Below are 18,945 nucleotides of genomic sequence, written 5' to 3' on the forward strand. Positions count from 1 at the left end.
AAAAGTGCCGAGAAAGGGCGAGGATTGCACGATCGGTTCGGCGTCGCTTCGGCGCAGCTGCGACTGTTGTCCGAATCCGGCTCCGCTCGGCCGCACAATGCCTAGAGTGCGCTCATGAGCAGAGTGGGCGCGCTGGTTCGAGTCGCGCTGGCCTATGTGATCGCCGTCGTCGTGGGACTCGCCTGGCTGCTGTGGGGCCCGGATACCGGGCAGCTGTGGTTGAACGGCCTGATCGCCGATCTGATCGCCACGGTCGTGGTCTTCGTGTTCAGCCGCATCTATCGCAATTCCAGTTTCTACGACCCATACTGGAGCGTGATCCCGCCGCTGCTGGCCTTCTACTGGTGGATCCGCAGCGACGAGCCGTCGAATCCGGCGCGCTGGTGGCTGATGATGGCCGTCATGCTGGTGTGGGCGGTGCGGCTCACCGCCAACTGGGTGACAACATTTCCCGGAATGCACCACGAGGATTGGCGCTATCCGATGGTGCGCGAACGCGCGGGCAGATTCGCCTTCGCCGCGGATCTGTTCGGAATCCACGTCTTTCCGACGCTGCAGGTGTTCGCCGGGATGATTCCGGTGTACGTGGTCGCGACGCGCGCCGGCGAACCGTTCGGTGTGCTCGACGTCGTCGCCTTCGTGATCGGTGCGGGCGCGGTGACGCTGGAAGCCGTCGCCGATCTGCAGATGCATCGCTTCGCCGCCACCAAATCTCCCGGCCAGGTCATGGACCGCGGGGTCTGGGCGTGGTCGCGGCATCCGAACTATTTCGGCGAGTGCGGCGTCTGGCTCTCGTTCGGCCTGTTCGGTCTGGCCGCAGCCCCGGGTAGCTGGTGGGTTCTCGCTGGTGTGGTGACGATGGTCGCGATGTTCGTGGGCGTCAGCATTCCGATGATGGAACAGCGCAGCCTCCAGCGGCGGCCGGCGTACCGGGATGTGGTGCACCGGGTTTCGGCCTTCGTGCCGCTTCCGCCGCGCCCCCGTGCACTGTGAGCCGACCGTCGGTTACGGCACTTGCACGGAGACGAAGCCGGGCGTGTACACGCCGCCGGTGAGAATGACGGCGACGACGGGTCCGCTCCCGGTCACGACCGTGACCGCCGGCGGGATTCCGTTGAGGCCGTCGGAAAGATGTGCTTCGCCGGATGCGCCGGTGGCGAGGTTCAGCCATCGCACCGGCGCCGAATAGCAGCCCCACCCACGGTCGTTCGCGCCGGTGATGGTGATTTCCCCCGCTCGTGCACCGGTGACGGCCACGCAGCGGGCGGGTAGCGAATCGACGCTGCCGTTCGGATTACCGTACGGCGCGGGGTTGATCTGAAACGGAACCGTCTCCGCGGCCGCCGCCGCGGCACCCGAGCCGAGCAGCACGGCAATCGCGCCGCCCAGAACTACCTTGCGAACCACAGTCATCACCGAGCCCTCCTGCGAGCCGACATACGCGCTGTGGTTCCCCATCTTAGGGTCGCCCGCCCTGACGAGCCCGCGTTCCTGCGTGCGTGCCGTCTTCGCGCGGGCAATACTGCTCGGGTGGGCGGCTCCGGAAACGACAGCTCCAGCGGCGACGAGATCCCGGCGTGGAAACGGCGCACCGCGGGCGAATCGCGGTGGGCGGCGACGGCGGCGATGGTCGGGATCATCGTGCTGCAACTGCTGCTGCCACATCATTTCCAGCTGCGGCCGATCTGGCTGCTGCCGCTGCTCGAGGTGCTGCTGCTCATCGTGCTGGTGGTGAGCAGCCCGGTGCGGCTGAACCGGGAGGAGATCTGGCTGCGGTGGTGTGGCCTGGCGATGTCGGCGCTGCTGGGGATCGCCACCGCATGGTCGGTGTTCCGGCTCGTCGCTGGGCTCATCGACGGCACCCTCAGCAACGATCCCCCGGTCCTGCTCGGCTCCGGCGCGGCCATCTGGCTGACCAACGTCACCGTATTCGCGCTCTGGTATTGGGAATTCGATCGCGGCGGACCGGCGGCCCGGGCGCACGCCCGTGAGCCGCTTCCGGATTTTCTGTTCGTCCAGATGCAGAACCGCGACCTGGCGCCCGCCGACTGGGAACCGGAATTTCTCGACTACCTCTACCTGTCGTTCACCAACGCCACCGCCTTCAGCCCCACGGACGTGATGCCGATGACGCGCTGGGCCAAGACGCTGATGATGGCCGAATCGGCATTGTCGCTGATCACCGCGGCACTGGTCATCGCGCGAGCGGTCAACGTCTTGAAGTGAAGACGGCGCGGGGTTTCCCGAGCCGATCTCCGCCACAACGGCCTCGCCGGCCCGGATCGCCTACCGGTCCACCACTTCGGCCATCGCGAGCCGGGCGGCATTGGCGCCGCACATGCCGTGTGCGCCCGGACCGGGCGGGGTCGCGGCCGAGCAGATGTACATGCCGCGAACGCCGAGATTGTAGGGGGACAACGTTGTTCTCGGCCCGAACATCAGCTGGCGAATGTCCTTGGCCCCGGTCATGATGTCGCCGCCCACATAGTTCTGGTTGTAGACGGCCATCTCGGTCGTCGAGCGAACCGCCTGTCCCACAATGCGTTCCCGGAACCCGGGCGCGAACCGCTCGATCTGCGCGATGATCGCCTCGGTCGCGTCGCCGGTAAAGCCGTTGGGCACATGGGCGTAACTCCACACCGGGTGGATGTCACCCGCCGAACGCTGCGGATCGGCCAGGTACTGCTGTCCGACCAGAACGAAGGGCCGCTCGGGCATCCGGCCCGCGTGGATCTCGCGTTCACCGGCGGCCAGCTCCGCGTAGGTCCCACCGAGGTGGACCGTCCCGGCCCGGTGCGCGTGCGGAGCCGTCCACGGCACCCCACCTGCGACCGCGAAGTCGACCTTGTAGGCCCCGGGCCCGCGCCGGAAACGGGCGAACGCGTGCCGAACTCGCCGCGGTAACCGATCGCCGAGAATGCGAGCGACGGCATCGGGCGCCAGATCGAACATCGTGATGTCGGCCGGTGGCAACTGTGCCGCCGACTCGACCCGCACCCCGGTCTCGATCTTTCCGCCCAGCTCCGCCAGTAGTGCCGCCAGCGCATTCGCGATCGACTGTGATCCGCCCTCGGCCACCGCCCAGCCGAACCGATGGCCGGCGGTGAGGATGCCGAGGCCGACGGCCGAACTGAGCGGATGGTGCAGCGGCCGGAAGGCATGGGTCGCGACGCCTCCGAACAGCGCGCGTGCCTGCTCGGTCCGGAACATCCGGGCGACGGCCGAACCCGGCAGCAGGGTCGGCAGCCCGAACCGGGCCAACGTCAGCGGGTGATGCGGGACGCGCAGCAGCGGCCGCATGATGTCCTCGCTCAACGCGTCGTAACGGCGCACCGGGCGATCGAACGTCAGCCGCCAGCGCGATTCGTCCCGTCCGAGTCCGGCCGCGGTTCGCTCGACCGAGCGATACAGCACGCCGGCGGTGCCGTCGTCGAGCGGATGCACGCAGTCGATCTCCGGCAGGCGCCAGGTGAGTCCGTAGCGGTCCAGACCCAGGCCCGCGAGGAACGGCGAACCGACGGCCATCGGATGGATGGCCGAGCAGTGGTCGTGCAGCAGACCGGGAACGATCGCCTCGCTGCTGCGCGTGCCGCCGCCGATCTGCTCGGCCGCCTCGAGCACGGTGACCTCGATACCTTCGGAGGCGAGGGCGACGGCGGCGGCGAGCCCGTTGGGCCCGCCGCCGACCACCAGCGCAGTTGTCACGCCACCACTCCGAAATCGTCCTGCGTGGGTTCGGTCTGCACCGGGCGAACCCAGTTGGGCCGCAACGGAATCGGGCCGTTCGGCAGCCACGGCTGCTCGGCGACAGCATCGGCGACATTCCAGGTGCCGCGTTCGATCACGCCCAGCGCGGCGTCGATCAGCTTGTAGTGCTGCACGCCGCTGCCGAACGCCTCCGATTCCACCCAGGCGACCACACATTCGCCGGGTTCGAAGCGAGCCTCGTCCTGCACCGCGCGGATCATCTCCTCGTCGTGGAAGTGGCCGTCACCGAAATTGAACCCCACGATCGAGTTGCAGAGGAACTCCCCCTCCCGGACCGTGCGCGAATCGATATCCGGCAGCCGTGAGATCAGCAGCGAGAACAGGCCGCGGCCCTGGCTGTGCAGGGTGCGCCAGGCGATCGTCTTCTGCAGGGTGATCTCCGCCCACTGCGGTTCGTAACCGAATTCGATGAATTGGTCGATCTGATTGCCGGCCGAGCGGGTCACCCGGTTCAGCTTCTCCTCGGCGCCCGGGGTGAACGTCCACACCGCCGAGGCCCAGTTGCCCGCGTACTGCCGCATCGACGGCAGGAACGAGACCTTGTCGGGCCGCAGATTACCGAGCACCGGGAACAACAGCAGCGCGGCGACCACCGGGACGACCAGCCACACCGGCGACATGTCCCACACGGCGTATCCGTTCCAGGCCGGGAAGCCGAGGAACAGGAAGACGGTGGCGTAGGCGAACAGCACGTTCCATTCCAGCGGCACGGCCAGCGGGAAGGTGGACACGATGAACAGGTGGAAGATCACCATGATCAGCACCGCGATCAGGGTCACCCACTTGTTCGTGGAGAACAGCAGCGCCAGCGGAACCAGCATCTCCACGCAGGTGCCGTTGACGTGGGCCATGAAATGCGCGATGCCGGAGGGGCGCATATCGCGCGGGAAATCCTTGTAGTGCGCGCGTTTCACCGACTTGAACGGCACCGACGGACTGTTGGACACCATCGGCGGCACCACGTTGGAGAAATGCTTGCCGAGTTTGGAGAAGCCCGCGCCCACCCAGACGACCACGATCAGCAATTTCAACGCGACGATCATGTTGACGAACGGGAACACCGTGAACGCGATCAGCGCCGGCAGATACTGCTCGCCGCGGGCGCCGAGGAAAACGACCTTGTCGCGCAGGCCGTTGAGAATCAGCAGCACGATCGGCGCGAGCAGCACGGCGGGAGCGATGAGCCCCGACGCGTTGTCCGGCAGTGCCGCCGCGAGCGAATCACTCGGTGCGCCGGGCAGAGCCAGCGCGATAACCAGACTCGCGAGAAGGGCCAGATACAGGGTGACGTCGAACCGGGTGCGGCGATCACCGCCGGTGCCGGGCACCCATGCCCACGGGCGTTGCCGGATGGTGCCGGGCCGGGCCCAGAAGAGGATGCCACCGGTCATCGGTTTCACCTTGCCGGCCAACGGCCCCCATGAACCGGCGAGACCGACGACCTCCAGCAGCACCGTCCAGACGACCGCCTTCTGATAGACGATCGGCTGATTCCACCATTCGGCCACATGCCAGAACGCCGGAAGTCCGGAAGTCAGTGTGGCCACCGTGATTCCACCGATCGCGTAGAGCACGACCAGTTTGAGGATGTAGACGCAATGCACCATCTTCGGTGAGCCGAAGCCGTTTTCGGCCCAATCGGCGCCGAGGATGCGCATGCGCTCCATCAGCGGTTTCTGCAGGAACGTGTCCGGATCGACGGCCGGCAGGTCCGGCTTGGTGAATCCCATCGGAATATCTCCTTCTCGTGGGGCGGATCAGGCGGTCGGCACGCGGCGCAATGAGGGTTTGTCGAGTTTTCCGACGGCGTTCTTGGGCAGGTCGTCGAGGAACGTGATCGCTACGGGCAGTTTGTATTTCGACAAGTTCCGCCAGGTGTGGGCGAGCACCTGTTCGGCGGTGAGGGTGGCGCCGGAATTCAGGGCGAGGAACAGCACGGGCTCCTCGCCGTAGAGTTCGCTGACCCGGCCGACCACGGCGGCCTCGGCGACCTCGGGCAGCTGGTAGACGACGGTCTCGATCTCCTTGGGATAGATGTTCTCGCCGCCGCGGATGATCATGTCCTTGGCCCGGTCCACCAGGACGAGGTAGCCGTCCTCGTCGATGCGGCCGATATCGCCGGTGTGCAGCCAGCCGTCGATGATCGTGCGGGCCGTGTCCTCCGGCCGATTCAGATAGCCGCGCATGACATTCGGACCCTGGATCAGCACTTCACCCGCGACACCGTCGGCGACCGGATTGCCGTCGGGGTCGGCGATGCGGATGGTCTGGCCGGGCAGCGGGAGACCGACCGTGCCCGGCTTGCGGCGGCCGCGCAGCGGATTGACGACGCTCGCACAGGTGCCCTCGGAGAGGCCGTAGCCCTCGACGATCGGTATGCCGTAACGGTTTTCGAACTTCAGCAGCAGTTCGGCACTGGCGGGTGCGGCGCCGCAGACCGCGAATCGCACCGCCGAGGTATCGGGGGAGATGTCCGGCGGCAGATCGGCCAGCATCGTGTAGATGGTCGGCACCGCGGAGAAGTAGGTGGCGCGGCTACGCTCCAGTCGGTCGAAGAACGCGTCCGGGCTGAACCGTCCCGCGATCGTGGTGCGCCCGCCGGCGAGCAGCGGCGAGAGAGTGCTCACCACGATGCCGTTGACATGGAACAGCGGCAACACCAGCAGGCTGTGATCGGCGGCCGTGAGTTCGAAGGCGCCGATCGCCATGGCGCACATGGCGTTCAGGTTCGCGTGATCGAGCATGACGCCCTTGGGCCGCCCGGTGGTCCCGCTGGTGTAGACGAGCAGGGCCAGCGCATCGTGGCGAGTCTCGGGGGCGATATCGGCCGGCGGTCGTGCGGTGAGCTCGGCAGGGGCGAGGACCGTGAGCCCGATATCCATCGGCCGATCGGTGACCAGCACCTCGGCCCCGGCATCGGCGACCTGATAGCCGGCCTCGGCCGGAACCAGCGACGGATTGATCGGCGTCACCGCGGCGCCCAGACGCCACGCGGCGAACAGGGATACCACCAGCGCCACGGTGTTGGGCAACATCACCGCGACGACATCGCCGGAGGAAACTCCGTGCGCGGCAAGGGCGGTGGCCGCGCGCCGTACCGCATCGGCGAACTCGGCGTTGGTCAGCTCGACCTGATCGTCGGCCACACAGGGCCCGCCGGGGTCGCGGCGGCTGCGAAGGTCGGGTAACTCGGAAAGGTGCATGGACGGTCCTGAATCTTGGTCTCGAACGGACACGTCAACGGTAGAAATCAGTGAGCTGGACCACACCGTCGTGCGTAGACGAATTACTCGGGGGTGTCGTCTTCGCGAGACAAAGAATCTGCGCCCGGCGGTGCCCGGCCGGTGCGGCGTCCACGGGCGTACACCTGAACTTTCCGTGCAAACCTCCGCGACAATGCGAGAAATCGCGCAGGATCGCCGGGCTTTGCACGATTAGTTCACCCCCATCAGCGCGCTCGCGGGCTCAGCGCATGAGCACCGATGTGCCGTACCACTGGCACACCAGCAGCGCGATCTCCACGTCGAGCCGGTCGTCGGCGATCGGTCGCCCGCGCCGGGACACCGCCCGGCTCACCCGGTATTTCACCGAGTTGTAGTGCAGATCCAGCTCCTGCGCCGCCGCCTTGTAGCTGGATCCGGTGCGCAGGAACACACGCAGGGTGTCGCGCAGCCGCGCATCGCTCGCCGTGTCGGTCGCCAGCGGTCCGAGGACGTCGGTGACCCAGTCCCGGACGGCTGCCGGGTTCTCGCCGAGCAGTGCGGCCGCGGTCAAGCCCGGATCGGTGGCCGCCACGACCTTGTCCGCCGCCCCACTCCGGGCCGCCACCGTGCGGGCCCGCTGGGCCTGGCGATGCGAGCGGCGGAACCCCTCGACTCCCACCCCCACGGCGCCGATCGCGATATGAGGCGCGTCCGGCCGGGTGGCGGCGAACCGGCGGATCCGCGCGGCCGGATCATCGGGATCCGAGGTGTACGGCAACCAGACCCATCCGCTGGTGCGGTCGGCCGCGGCGAACAGCGGGGCGGCAGCCACATCGACCGCGCCGGCGAGTTCCCGGACGAATCGCTGCAACCGGGCCAGGTCGTCGCTGTCGGAGTCGGCGTCCGGATACCAGAGCACCATCGCCACGTGATGCCGGCGCAGCGGATACCGGATCGCGGCGGTGGCATCGTCGACGTCGACGGCGGTGTCCTCGGCCAGCACCTCCCGAACGCGCATGGCGCGCACGCTGTTCCGATTCTCCAGCCACCGTTCGCGCTCCTCCTCGTAGACCGCGACCACCTGCTGTGAGATCCAGTCGATGTAGGCGAACAGCACGTCGGTGATCTTTTCGATCACCGCGATCCGCGTCGTCGGCTCCATATCGATGGCGTGCAGTTCCGCGAACACCAGCTCGGTCAACCGCCGCTGCCCCAGCCGGTACGCCCGTACCAGCGCATTGACCGGTACCCCGTGCTGCGCGAGCCGCCGCGCGTATTCGAGCGCCGCGGTCGGCGCGGTGATCCGCTCGACCGCGATCCCGTGCCGCAGCGCATGCAGAATCGTGTCGACATTCCCCTCGACACTCGCCCCCAGCAACTCCACCGTCCGCGCATCCCCCCGCAACTCCGGGATGAGCTGCTCGAGCGCGTCCTTGATCAGCGAACTGACCCCGGTCACCTGCTCGTTCATCCGCGCGGCGATCCGAGCGACATATTCGCCCGACCCGACATCACCATCCCGCGCCTTCACCACACCACGGACGGTATGCCCCCAAACCCACCCAGACCGCCGTTCCGCCCAGATTTCGTCTCCCCGAGACGAAGGCATGAATAAAAATCCATCTCACCGAGACCAGCGAGCAGACACGAAAAATCCCCCCGACCGCAGGTCGAGGGGATTTCAAAGTGGCCAAGGCCGGGATCGAACCGGCGACCTTCCGCTTTTCAGGCGGACGCTCGTACCAACTGAGCTACCTGGCCGGGGCACCCGAACCGAATGCCGTACAACAAAGCGACCCTGACGGGACTCGAACCCGCGACCTCCGCCGTGACAGGGCGGCGCGCTAACCAACTGCGCCACAGGGCCTTGCATGCTCTCAACGGTGTTGCCACCGTACCCCCTACGGGATTCGAACCCGCGCTACCGCCTTGAAAGGGCGGCGTCCTAGGCCGCTAGACGAAGGGGGCCCGCCGGATCTCTCCGGTCCGTACCTCAACGGCTTCCGTTGGGAGCTCGCATAGCTTATGACAGGCTTTGCGCTATTCCCAAATCGGCTGGTCAGAGGCCCAGATTCAGATCTTCCAGGCGTGCCGAGGCCTTCCAGCCGTGCCGGCGGAACTCCTCGAGCCAATCCTGAGTCGCCATCGCCTCGATGATCACCTCCAGCGCCTCGGTGAACCGGGTGCGCAGATCGACCCCGCCGCCGAGCAGATCGATGATGTAGCGCTGTCCGGCCAGCGCGGCGGCCAGGGTGCGGGTGAAGCGGTCCGGGTCGGTGTCCAGGCGCAGCTGCTTGCGGTCGACGGCGCGCACCGCGAGCAGCCGCGCCGACCGGCTGACGATGCGGCTGCCACCGGCCCGCGCGTCCTGATAGAACTCCGGTTCGATCACGAGCCGGAACTCGGCCTGGGCGATGATGTCGTTCTCCAGGCGCAGGGCGACCTCGTCGATCATCCCGTGCATGATGTCCAGCGGCTCGAGATCCGTTCTGGCCAGCCACCTTTCGGTGGTCGCCCGATATCGTTCGACGGCAGCGTCCAGCACCGCCCGGGCCAGATCCTCCTTGGAATCGAAATGGAAGTACATCGCGCCCTTGGTCGCGCGCGATCCCTCCAATATGCGATTCAGCGATGCCGCGGCATAGCCGCTCTTCCCGAATTCAACGGCGGCGGACCTGATGATCGCCGCCCGTGTCCGGCGGGCCCGCTCTTGCTGCCGTGCCATGCTCGAAACGCCTCCGAAGCTGCTTGCCGCCGGAGGAACCGATGGGGGACGGTCCTCGACGAGAAGTTATTAGATTTTCAAATACTTAATTCCGGGCTAACGCCCGGTTTTCAGACTTTCGGTACGAAAATTCGCAGGGATACCTGAAACACACCAGCTGGTATAGTTTCGACGTCCGGGTGCGCCGCAGGGGGTGCGCACCCGGGCGTTTTGTTCGTCTCGGATCCGCCTCCTGCGACGTCGCCTCCTCCGACCTCGTGACCGGCCCGGCCGGTCGCGAGATGTGCCGGCACCAAATCTTCGGCCGAATCCCAACGGCCGGAAGATCTCCCGGATTCGCCGGAATTCACCAAGCGATCACCGTACCCCGAATCCCGGAACGACGCGCCACGTACCGAGGAGTCACTTCACCGGGAACCGGAACCGGTTGTGGCAAATGCCCGGTTAGCGCCCGGGTATGCGAATTCCGGCGCGCCCCAGCGATGTTCACCACCACCGGCCGACGCCGTGGATACCCGGGACTCATCCCGGCCGCTGCGGTCGGCCACCGGGCGGATCCACCGACACGATCACCTCCCGTACCAAATATGTTGTCACGCACTACGTTTGGACAATGTTTCCACACTTCCGCGCTGAAACAAATTGCTGAGCAAGGCGATTGCCCGGCAATCGGCCGGGTATACGGGAACCCCGCGGCGCTCCGGAACCGGCGGGCCCGGCGCGCGGATCCCTCCGACCGTCGAGGCGGGCACCGCCCGGCGTTCAGGGGGGCGCCCGGATATCGCCGACGGCGATCCCGCTCCCGGAAGCCGCCACCCCGCCCTCGAACGCCGTGCGACCAGCGCAGATACCCACCGCCACACCGTCGGACGGATACCGGTTACCACTTCCGCGCGCGAAACATTAGACTTGCGGACCGCGCCCCTATAGCTCAGTTGGTAGAGCTACGGACTTTTAATCCGCAGGTCCCAGGTTCGAGCCCTGGTGGGGGCACACCGATGGGCCGGAGTGAGAGCTCCGGCCCATCGCCGTCTCCGGCGTCGTCCCGCAGCGCGAGTGCCCGGGACCTGCGCAATCCGATACTCGGCTAACGTTCCGGACTCCCAGCCGATACACCGTTGGCGCACAGGTCCGCCCCCTACACTCGCAACCGGTTGGGGCATGTGCCGAACACCCTTATGAGTTCCGTCACCGATGCTGTGAACTCATACAGGTGCGCTTCGCATCACACCTACGGTGTCGTAAGGTATGGGCGGCGGCGGCACGGCCAGCAGGGGGGCGACCAGCAATATCGCAGGACAACACCGAAGGGCGTATGTATGGCAAGGGATCTGACTCAACTCGAGCTGCTGACGGAGTTGGAGCCGGTTGCCGAAGAAAACGTCAACCGGCACCTTTCGATGGCCAAGGAATGGCACCCGCACGACTACGTGCCGTGGGACGAGGGCCGCAACTTCGCCGCGCTGGGTGGTGTCGACTGGGATCCGGAGCAGTCGAAGCTCAGTGAAGTGGCGAAGGCCGCGATGATCACCAACCTCCTCACCGAGGACAACCTGCCCTCCTACCACCGCGAAATCGCCGAGAACTTCTCCCAGGACGGCGCCTGGGGAACCTGGGTCGGCCGCTGGACCGCCGAGGAGAACCGCCACGGCATCGTGATGCGCGACTACCTCGTGGTCACCCGCGGCGTGGACCCGGTGGCATTGGAACAGGCCCGCATGGTCCACATGACCAACGGCTTCGCCTCCCCCGCCGAGGCCGACGCCGGATTCCTGCACTCGGTCGCCTACGTGACCTTCCAGGAGCTGGCCACCCGCGTCAGCCACCGCAACACCGGCATCGCCTGTGGTGAACCGATCGCCGACCGCATGCTGCAGCGCGTCGCCGCCGACGAGAACCTGCACATGATCTTCTACCGCAACATGTGCGGCGCGGCGCTGGATCTGGCGCCGGATCAGGCCCTCGACGCGATCACTCTGATTCTCGAGAACTTCCAGATGCCCGGCGCCGGAATGCCGAACTTCCGCCGCAACGGTGTGCTGATGGCCAAGCACGGCATCTACGACCTGCGCCAGCACCTCGAAGACGTGGTGCAGCCGGTGCTGAAGAAGTGGCAGATCTTCGAGCGCGACGACTTCACCGCGCGCGGCGAGCAGACCCGCGAGCGGCTCGGCCTGTTCCTGGACAAGCTGGGCAAGGACGTCCTGAAGTTCGAGGAGCAGCGCGACCGCATGCTGGCCCGCGAGGCCGCCAAGCGCGAGCGCGACCTCACCGTGGCGAGCTGAGCTCGCCCGCACGACTACGACCGGGACCGGTGCCGCACGGCACCGGTCCCGTCGCACGCACCGGGAGACCTGTGATCTCTCGCACTGTCATTCGGATGGGACACTGGAACTCGTGACCGCGGCACTCGACACCAGAACCGGATTGCGAATCGGCCCCTACCCCGTCGATCCGCCGGTGGTGCTCGCACCCATGGCCGGGATCACCAATGTCGCGTTCCGGAAGCTGTGCCGCGAATTCGGCAGCCGCACCTCGATCTACGTCTGCGAGATGATCACCGCCCGCGCGGTGGTCGAGCGGCACGAGAAGACGCTGCACATGATGGCTTTCGACGAGGACGAGCATCCCCGCTCGATGCAGCTCTACGGCGTGGACCCCAAGACGCTCGGCGAGGCGGTGCGCATCATCGTCGGCGAGGGCTGGGCCGACCACATCGATATGAACCTCGGCTGCCCCGTGAAGAAGGTGACCCGGCTCGGTGGCGGTGCGGCGCTGCCCTACAAGCGCCGGCTGTTCGCCGAGATCGTGCGGGAGATGGTCGCGGCGGCCGAACCCGCCGGTGTGCCGGTGACGTTCAAGTTCCGCATCGGCATCGACGACGACCATCGGACCTATCTCGACACCGGGCGCATCGCCGAGGCCGAGGGCGCCGCCGCGGTGTCGCTGCACGCCCGTACCGCCGCGCAGCTGTATTCCGGCACCGCCGACTGGTCGGCCATCGCGCGGCTCAAGGAGGCCGTCACCACGATTCCGGTACTCGGCAACGGCGATATCTTCAGTGCCGCAGACGCACTCGCGATGATCGCCGAAACCGGTTGCGACGGTGTGGTCGTCGGGCGCGGCTGCCTGGGCCGGCCGTGGCTGTTCGCCGAACTGAGCGCCGCGCTGCGCGGGGAACCGATTCCGGAGGGACCGCGGCTGGGCCGGGTCGGCGAAATCCTGTACCGGCATGCGACCCTGCTCGTCGACCATGACGGCGAGGACAAGGCCATGCGCGATATCCGCAAACATATGGCCTGGTACTTCATGGGCTTTCCGCTGGGTTCGCAGCTGCGCCGCAGCTTCGCGACCGTGGGCAGTCTCACACAGCTGCGCGAGCTGATCGAGCAACTGCCGCCGGACGTGCCGTTCCCCGCGGATGCGCAGGGACCGCGCGGCCGCCAGGGTTCCCCCGCGGCGAAGGTGGTGTTGCCGGAAGGCTGGCTCGACGATCCCGAGGATCCCACCGTGCCCTCGGCCGCCGATGTGATGCACAGCGGAGGCTGACGCGCACATACTCTCCGACCTGCGCCGACAGTGATGCCTGATTGAGAAGTGGCCAACTGTGGCGTAATCGTTATCATGGCTGGGGCTGATTCGGCCGGATGTGACTGCGCGTGCCGCCACCGGAGTGATGGAATCGACAGCTCCGGTCGCGACGAAGAGTGAAGTGAGGTTCGTTGGTGGGTGACGACGATCGGCGCGGGCGTTCGTCCCGGCCCGGAGGTCGCGCCCCGTGGGAGCGATACCCTGCGCCGGATTCCGACGAGGCCCCCCGTAACCGGCGTGCGGACGAACCGCAGACCTCCAAGCCGATCACCGTCCACGACCTCGTGCAGCGGGTCGACAGTGAACGTATCGAGCGCCGCCGCAAGGACGAGGCCGGTAAGCGCCGCACCGCGAACGAGAGCGGCACCGGCCGCACCCCGCAGCCCGACAACACCGGCCGTCAGGCCGGAAATCGCGGGCGCACAACGGATAACACCGCCCGGCCCGCCACCGGCGCGAACCGAGGGGCCGGTAGCGGCACCGCGCGGGGCGCCCAGCCGGGCAACCCACCCGGCCGCGGCAACGACCCGCGCGACCTCGCCCCCGGCGGCGGCCCTCGTCCGGCCGCGGCCGGACCTGCGGCCCGCGGGAAGGCACCGACCGGCGCATCGGGCGCCATCCCGAACGCCCGCGGCCGCACGCCGGCCGACGGCAACGCCGCGAGCGGCACATCCGGCCCGGCACCCGACCCGCGCACGCGCCGGCCGCGCCCCGAGCAATCCGCCACACCTGCGGCACCGGGCAGGCGAGGCCCCGATCCGAAGGCCGCGCCGCCCCGGCCCGGACCGGCCGCCGCGCCGCGTGAACCCGCGGCGGGCACACGCTCGTCGGCCGCTCCGGTGCCGCCGGGTACGGCCGCGGACCCGCGTCGCCTCGGGAGCGCATCCGACCCGCGCGCAGCGGCGACACCGGGATCGCCACGACCGGAATCCGCCGCAACACGTAGTGCCGCACCGGCTTCCGCCGAGGCCCAGCAGACCGCGGTCTACCGCGCCCCGGCTGCCGGCAGTCCGGCCGATCGGCCTGCCACCGCCAAGGCGCCCGTCGCCGAGCAGGTGACCGATCAGCTGCCCGTACCCGACGACGAATCCGGCTCGGAGGCAACGGCTTCGGCCGGCCCCGAGACGGTCGGCAAGCCGCCGTTGTCGCGGCTGGCGGCGAGCCGGCAGCGCCGACGCCGGCGTGCCCGGCTCGCGGCCCGGGTGACCACATCGATGTGTGCGGTACTGGCGCTCGTGATGACCGGTGTCGGCTGGAACTACCTGCGCGCCACCGACAACGGGTTCACCCAGGTGTCGGCATTGGACGAGAATTCCGCCGATATCGTCGATCCCGGCGGCCAGACCGGTGACGAGAACTTCCTCATCGTCGGCACCGACACCCGCGCCGGTGTGGACAGCCAGCTCGGCGCCGGCACCACCGAGGATGCCGAGGGTTCGCGGTCGGACACGGTGATGCTCGTGCACATTCCGGCGAACCGCTCCCGCGTGGTGGCCGTCTCCTTCCCCCGCGACCTCGACGTCAGCCGCCCCGAATGCGAGGGCTGGGACAACGACAAGGCCAAATACACCGACGCGAAATTCCCCTCCGCGATCGGCGACAAGCTCAACGCCACCTACGCTCTGGGCGGGCCGAAATGCCTGACCAAGGTGATTCAGAGACTGTCCGGCCTGAAGATCAGCCACTTCGTCGGCATCGACTTCAGCGGTTTCCAGTCGATGGTCGACACCATCGGCGGTGTCGAGGTGTGCACCAACCGGCCGTTGGTCGACGAGGAGCTCGGCACGGTGCTGCCGAATCCGGGCCGCCAGATCCTCAACGGCCCGACGGCGCTGGACTACGTCCGCGCCCGCCACGTCCAGGGCGAGGAGCGCAGCGACTACGACCGCATCCACCGCCAGCAGCTGTTCCTGTCCTCGCTGCTGCGCAGTGCCCTGTCCTCGAAGGTGCTCTTCGACATCGGCAAGCTCAACGGCTTCATCAGCGCGTTCAGCAGCCATGCCTTCATGGACAACGTCAACACCAAGGATCTGCTGATGCTGGGCCGCTCGCTGCAGAAGGTCAGCGCGGGCGCGATCACGTTCCTGACCGTGCCGACCGCGGGCACCACCTCCTACGGCAACGAGATTCCGCGCGAATCGGATATCAAGGCGATCTTCCAGGCGATCATCGACGACCAGCCGCTGCCGGGTGAGAAGAAGGCGCCGGAACCGTCCAAGGCCGCTCCGGCTCCGGCCCCGCCGCAGCTGACCGCCGTGGATCCGAACACGGTGTCGGTGCAGGTCTCCAACGGTTCCGGAGTGACCGGCGTGGCGAGTACGGCGGCGACCAGGTTCGCGGCCGACGGCTTCCAGATCTACAACGTCGGCAACTACACCGGCGGCACGATCGACAACACCACGGTCCGCTATTCGGCCGGTCACGAGGCCGAAGCCGCGACGGTGGCCTCCGCGTTGCCGGGCGCGAAACTGGCCGTGGCCTCGGGCCTGGGCAGCATCGTGGAGGTGGCCCTCGGCGCGGACTTCTCCGGCACCGTCGGCACGCCGACCGCGTTCGGGTCGCCGGTCCCCGCCCCCGCCGGAGCCACCGATGCCGCCGCGACGCCGGTCACACTTCCCTCCGATCTCGAACACGTCAACGCGGGTGACGACCTGTGCAAGTGAGCCGCGCTCACCTGCGACGACATCGCCGGTCTGGCCGGCACCGACGATTCACCCACCGTTCGTGACTTGGTCAGAGCAGGGAACTAGTCTTTGGTTTCATGCGTGTCATCTACAACGAACAAATGGCCGAACTCGCCAATCTTCTGGGTGAGATGGCCGGACTGGCCGGTTCGGCCATGGAGCGGGCGACCCAGTCGCTGCTGCAGGCCGACATCTCGCTGGCCGAACAGGTGATCACCGAGTACGACCGGATCGCCGAGATGATCGCGCAAGCCGAGGAGAAGGCGTTCGCGCTGCTGGCGCTGCAGGCGCCGGTGGCCGGCGACCTGCGGCAGGTGGTGAGCGCCATCCAGATCGTCTCCGATGTGAATCGGATGGGTGTGCTGGCGCTGCATGTGGCCAAGGTGGCGCGCCGCCGGCACCCGAACCACGCGCTCCCGGAATCGGTGAACGGATACTTCGCCGAGATGGGCCGCATCGCGGTGAATATGGGCGCCGCCGCCAAGGAGGTCCTGGAGACACGCGATCCGGAGCGGGCCGCGCAGCTCAACGAGGACGACGAGGCGATGGACGATCTGCATCGCCACCTGTTCTCGCTGCTGATGGACCGGGAATGGAAGTACGGCGTGGCCGCGGCCGTCGATGTCACGCTGCTGGGCCGCTACTACGAACGCTTCGCCGACCACGCGGTCGAGATCGGCCGCCGGGTCGTCTTCCTCGTGACCGGTGTGCTGCCGCCCGACCCGGACGCCGAGACCGAGAAGATCTGAGAGAGCGCCGCGCGTTTGTCCGGGTGGAGGTCGCTGCCCGTCCGGATCACGGACGGGCAGCGAATTGTTATGTGCGGCCGACGGATTCGGCTTTCGCCTTGGTCCCCTCCGGGTGGCGGCTCGCTGTGACCGCGACTTCCTCCGTGGTTCGGCCCAGCAGAAGCGACGCGCCGCGCTGAGGCTTCCAGGGCAGCAGCGCGGCGACAAGTACCGCGCAGACCAGCAGTGCGCCGACCGCCGCCCAGGATGCGGCCGTCGAGCCCGCGAGGGCGGCCACCTTCATGGCATGCACCAGATCGGCTTTCGCGCCGGTGAAGAACGGGCTGATCGGCGCCTTGACGATCTCCAGCACGCTGATCGGGGTGTCGCGGGCCAGGCTCTTCTGGGTCGGATTCATGATCGCGTCCGGGATCGCGTCGATGCGTGCGCCGACCCGGCCGGTGTATACCGAGGTCATGATCGAGCCGAGGACGGCGACGCCGAGGGTGCCGCCCACCTCGCGGGTGGTGTCGTTGACTGCGGATCCGGCGCCCGCCTCCTCGATCGGCACCGCACCCATGATGGATTCGGTGGCCGGTCCCTGCACGACGCCGAAGCCGATGCCCATCAGTACCATCGAGACCAGAACCGTTCCCAGATAGGGTGTTTCGACGGTCACCCGGCCGGCGAAGAACATCCCTGCGGCCAGCAGGAGCAGCCCGCACACCACGGTGGCGGTGGTGCCGATACGCTGCGCGGCCAGGGTCGCCAGGGGCGCGCCGAAACCCACCGCCGCCGCGAAAGGCAAGGAGTGGATACCGAATTCGAGGGCACTGAATTCCTTCACCCCTTGGAAGTACTGGGTGATCAGGAACAGGAATCCGAAGGCGCAGAAATAGGAGACGGTGATCGCCAGGGCCGGGATCGAGAATCGCCGGATCCGGAACAGCCGCATGTTCAGCACCGGTGATTCGACCCGCAACTCCCAGATCACGTACAGCGCGAGCAGAATCAGCGAGAGCGCATAACCGCCGACGCTGCGCCCGGACAACCAGCCGTGCTTCGGCGCCTCGATGATCGTCCACACCAGCGTCGTGACCGCCACCAGCGAGAGGCCGATGCCGAGTACATCGAGCCGGCCGCTGTGGTCGGCCCGCGATTCCGGGACGACGACGAGCACTGCCGCGATCGTGATCGCCGCGATCGGCACATTGATCCAGAACACGGCGTGCCAGCTGAAGTATTCGAGCAGCCACCCGCCGGTCACCGGTCCGATCGCCACCGCGATACCGGCCATGGCGGTCCACAACGCGATGGCCGCGGCCCGGGCACGCACCTCCGGAAACAGGTTGATGATCAAGGCCAGCGTCGCCGGGAAGACCGCGGCGGCGAAGACGCCCATGCCGGCGCGCGCGGCGATGACCTGGCCGAGGCCCGAGGACATGGCACCGGCGGCCGACATGACGGCCACGCCCGCCAGGCCGATGATCATCAGCCGGCGGCGGCCGTAGCGGTCGCCCAGATGGCCGAGCGGCAGCAGCAGCCCGGCGAACGCCAGGGTGAACGCGTCCACGATCCACTGCAGGCCACTCATCCGGGCCTGCAACTGCACCGCCATCGACGGCAGAGCCACATTGACCAGCGTGTTGTCCAGTACGACCAGCAGTTCGGCCAGACAGATCGCGATCAACGCGAAGATCCGCATCCGCGTCGCGATCGGAATCCCCTGCTGGGCTACAGGTCTCGCCGTTGACACCGACATCCCGCCTCCTGACTATAACGATCGGTTTAGTTCAGGAGGAAGGTAACTGTTACATCGAGTGTCAGACAACCGACCCCGGTATGAGATGAGCGAGCCCACAACCTGGCGCAGGATGTGATACGCGCCACTCCAACCTCAGAACGCATGAGAAAACCCCGTCCACAAGGACGGGGTTTCGAAACGCGGACGGATTCAGCCCGCGATCAGCCGAAGCGGCCGGAGATGTAGTCCTCCGTCGCCTTCTGCGTGGGGTTGGAGAAGATCCGCTCGGTCTCGTCGATTTCGATGAGCTTGCCGGGCTTGCCCTGGGCTTCCAGGTTGAAGAACGCCGTCTGGTCACTCACACGCGCGGCCTGCTGCATGTTGTGGGTGACGATGACGATCGTGTACTCCTTCTTCAGCTCGGAGATCAGATCCTCGATCGCCAGCGTGGAGATGGGGTCCAGCGCCGAACACGGCTCGTCCATCAGCAGCACGTCGGGCG

The 18,945-nt window shown here is 67.4% G+C and carries 14 protein-coding genes and 4 tRNA genes; 7 read left to right on the forward strand and 11 right to left on the reverse strand.

Annotated elements, in window-relative coordinates; genetic code table 11:
• Positions 1–114: 114 nt before the first annotated feature.
• Entirely contained in the window at positions 115–993 is an 879-nt protein-coding gene (locus IRT45_RS33690) for a DUF1295 domain-containing protein (protein ID WP_194809835.1), read from the forward strand.
• A 12-nt stretch (positions 994–1,005) separates the two neighbouring features.
• Here the strand turns inward: IRT45_RS33690 and IRT45_RS33695 are convergent, their stop codons facing one another.
• Entirely contained in the window at positions 1,006–1,413 is a 408-nt protein-coding gene (locus IRT45_RS33695; protein WP_194809843.1) for a hypothetical protein, read from the reverse strand.
• Between the two features lie 117 nt (positions 1,414–1,530).
• Here IRT45_RS33695 and IRT45_RS33700 point away from each other — a divergent pair, with 117 nt between their 5' ends.
• The gene (locus IRT45_RS33700) at positions 1,531–2,226 is read left to right on the forward strand and encodes a hypothetical protein (RefSeq protein ID WP_228535834.1); all 696 of its coding nucleotides are present in this window, start codon (positions 1,531–1,533) and stop codon (positions 2,224–2,226) included.
• 60 nt (positions 2,227–2,286) lie between these two features.
• On the opposite strand, the gene IRT45_RS33705 is transcribed toward IRT45_RS33700, so the two are convergent.
• From IRT45_RS33705 to IRT45_RS33740, 8 genes are all read right to left on the reverse strand, one after another.
• Entirely contained in the window at positions 2,287–3,705 is a 1,419-nt protein-coding gene (locus IRT45_RS33705) for an NAD(P)/FAD-dependent oxidoreductase (RefSeq protein ID WP_194809836.1), read from the reverse strand.
• The gene (locus IRT45_RS33710; RefSeq protein ID WP_194809837.1) at positions 3,702–5,498 is read right to left on the reverse strand and encodes a DUF3556 domain-containing protein; all 1,797 of its coding nucleotides are present in this window, start codon (positions 5,496–5,498) and stop codon (positions 3,702–3,704) included. Before IRT45_RS33710 ends, IRT45_RS33705 begins: the two co-directional genes overlap by 4 nt.
• A 27-nt stretch (positions 5,499–5,525) precedes the next feature.
• Positions 5,526–6,971 (reverse strand): class I adenylate-forming enzyme family protein, encoded by a 1,446-nt coding sequence (locus tag IRT45_RS33715; protein WP_194809838.1) that lies wholly within the window; start codon positions 6,969–6,971, stop codon positions 5,526–5,528.
• Between the two features lie 262 nt (positions 6,972–7,233).
• A complete protein-coding gene (locus IRT45_RS33720; protein WP_228535838.1) occupies positions 7,234–8,442 on the reverse strand; it encodes a helix-turn-helix domain-containing protein in 1,209 nt (402 codons plus the stop codon).
• Positions 8,443–8,658: 216 nt separating this feature from the next.
• Positions 8,659–8,732: transfer RNA gene (locus IRT45_RS33725), tRNA-Phe, on the reverse strand.
• A gap of 32 nt (positions 8,733–8,764) precedes the next feature.
• A tRNA-Asp gene (locus tag IRT45_RS33730) sits at positions 8,765–8,838 on the reverse strand.
• A gap of 28 nt (positions 8,839–8,866) precedes the next feature.
• A tRNA-Glu gene (locus IRT45_RS33735) sits at positions 8,867–8,939 on the reverse strand.
• 91 nt (positions 8,940–9,030) lie between these two features.
• Positions 9,031–9,696, reverse strand: a complete 666-nt coding sequence (locus IRT45_RS33740) for a TetR/AcrR family transcriptional regulator (protein WP_030517458.1) — start codon at positions 9,694–9,696, stop codon at positions 9,031–9,033.
• Positions 9,697–10,616: 920 nt separating this feature from the next.
• On the opposite strand from IRT45_RS33740, the gene IRT45_RS33745 reads away from it, so the two are divergent.
• The 5 genes from IRT45_RS33745 to phoU all read left to right on the forward strand — a co-directional run bounded on the left by IRT45_RS33745 (position 10,617) and on the right by phoU (position 16,720).
• A tRNA-Lys gene (locus tag IRT45_RS33745) sits at positions 10,617–10,689 on the forward strand.
• Positions 10,690–11,015: 326 nt separating this feature from the next.
• Complete coding sequence (locus tag IRT45_RS33750) at positions 11,016–11,981, forward strand: acyl-ACP desaturase (protein ID WP_194809840.1); 966 nt, start codon at positions 11,016–11,018, stop codon at positions 11,979–11,981.
• Positions 11,982–12,093: 112 nt separating this feature from the next.
• The gene (gene dusB, locus IRT45_RS33755; protein WP_036497858.1) at positions 12,094–13,245 is read left to right on the forward strand and encodes a tRNA dihydrouridine synthase DusB; all 1,152 of its coding nucleotides are present in this window, start codon (positions 12,094–12,096) and stop codon (positions 13,243–13,245) included.
• Positions 13,246–13,421: 176 nt separating this feature from the next.
• On the forward strand, positions 13,422–15,950 hold the full coding sequence (locus tag IRT45_RS37910; protein ID WP_309241272.1) for an LCP family protein: 2,529 nt from the start codon (positions 13,422–13,424) through the stop codon (positions 15,948–15,950).
• A 98-nt stretch (positions 15,951–16,048) separates the two neighbouring features.
• Complete coding sequence (phoU, locus tag IRT45_RS33765) at positions 16,049–16,720, forward strand: phosphate signaling complex protein PhoU (protein WP_194809841.1); 672 nt, start codon at positions 16,049–16,051, stop codon at positions 16,718–16,720.
• A gap of 67 nt (positions 16,721–16,787) precedes the next feature.
• On the opposite strand, the gene IRT45_RS33770 is transcribed toward phoU, so the two are convergent.
• Positions 16,788–18,461 carry an MFS transporter gene (locus tag IRT45_RS33770; protein ID WP_194809842.1) on the reverse strand — a complete coding sequence of 558 codons (1,674 nt, stop codon included), beginning with the start codon at positions 18,459–18,461 and terminating at the stop codon, positions 16,788–16,790.
• Positions 18,462–18,664: 203 nt separating this feature from the next.
• Positions 18,665–18,945, reverse strand: a 281-nt coding sequence (locus IRT45_RS33775) for a phosphate ABC transporter ATP-binding protein (protein ID WP_375540183.1), incomplete at its 5' end; no start/stop codon positions are given.

This window comes from Nocardia sp. BSTN01 (assembly GCF_015354405.1).
Taxonomy (GTDB): domain Bacteria; phylum Actinomycetota; class Actinomycetes; order Mycobacteriales; family Mycobacteriaceae; genus Nocardia.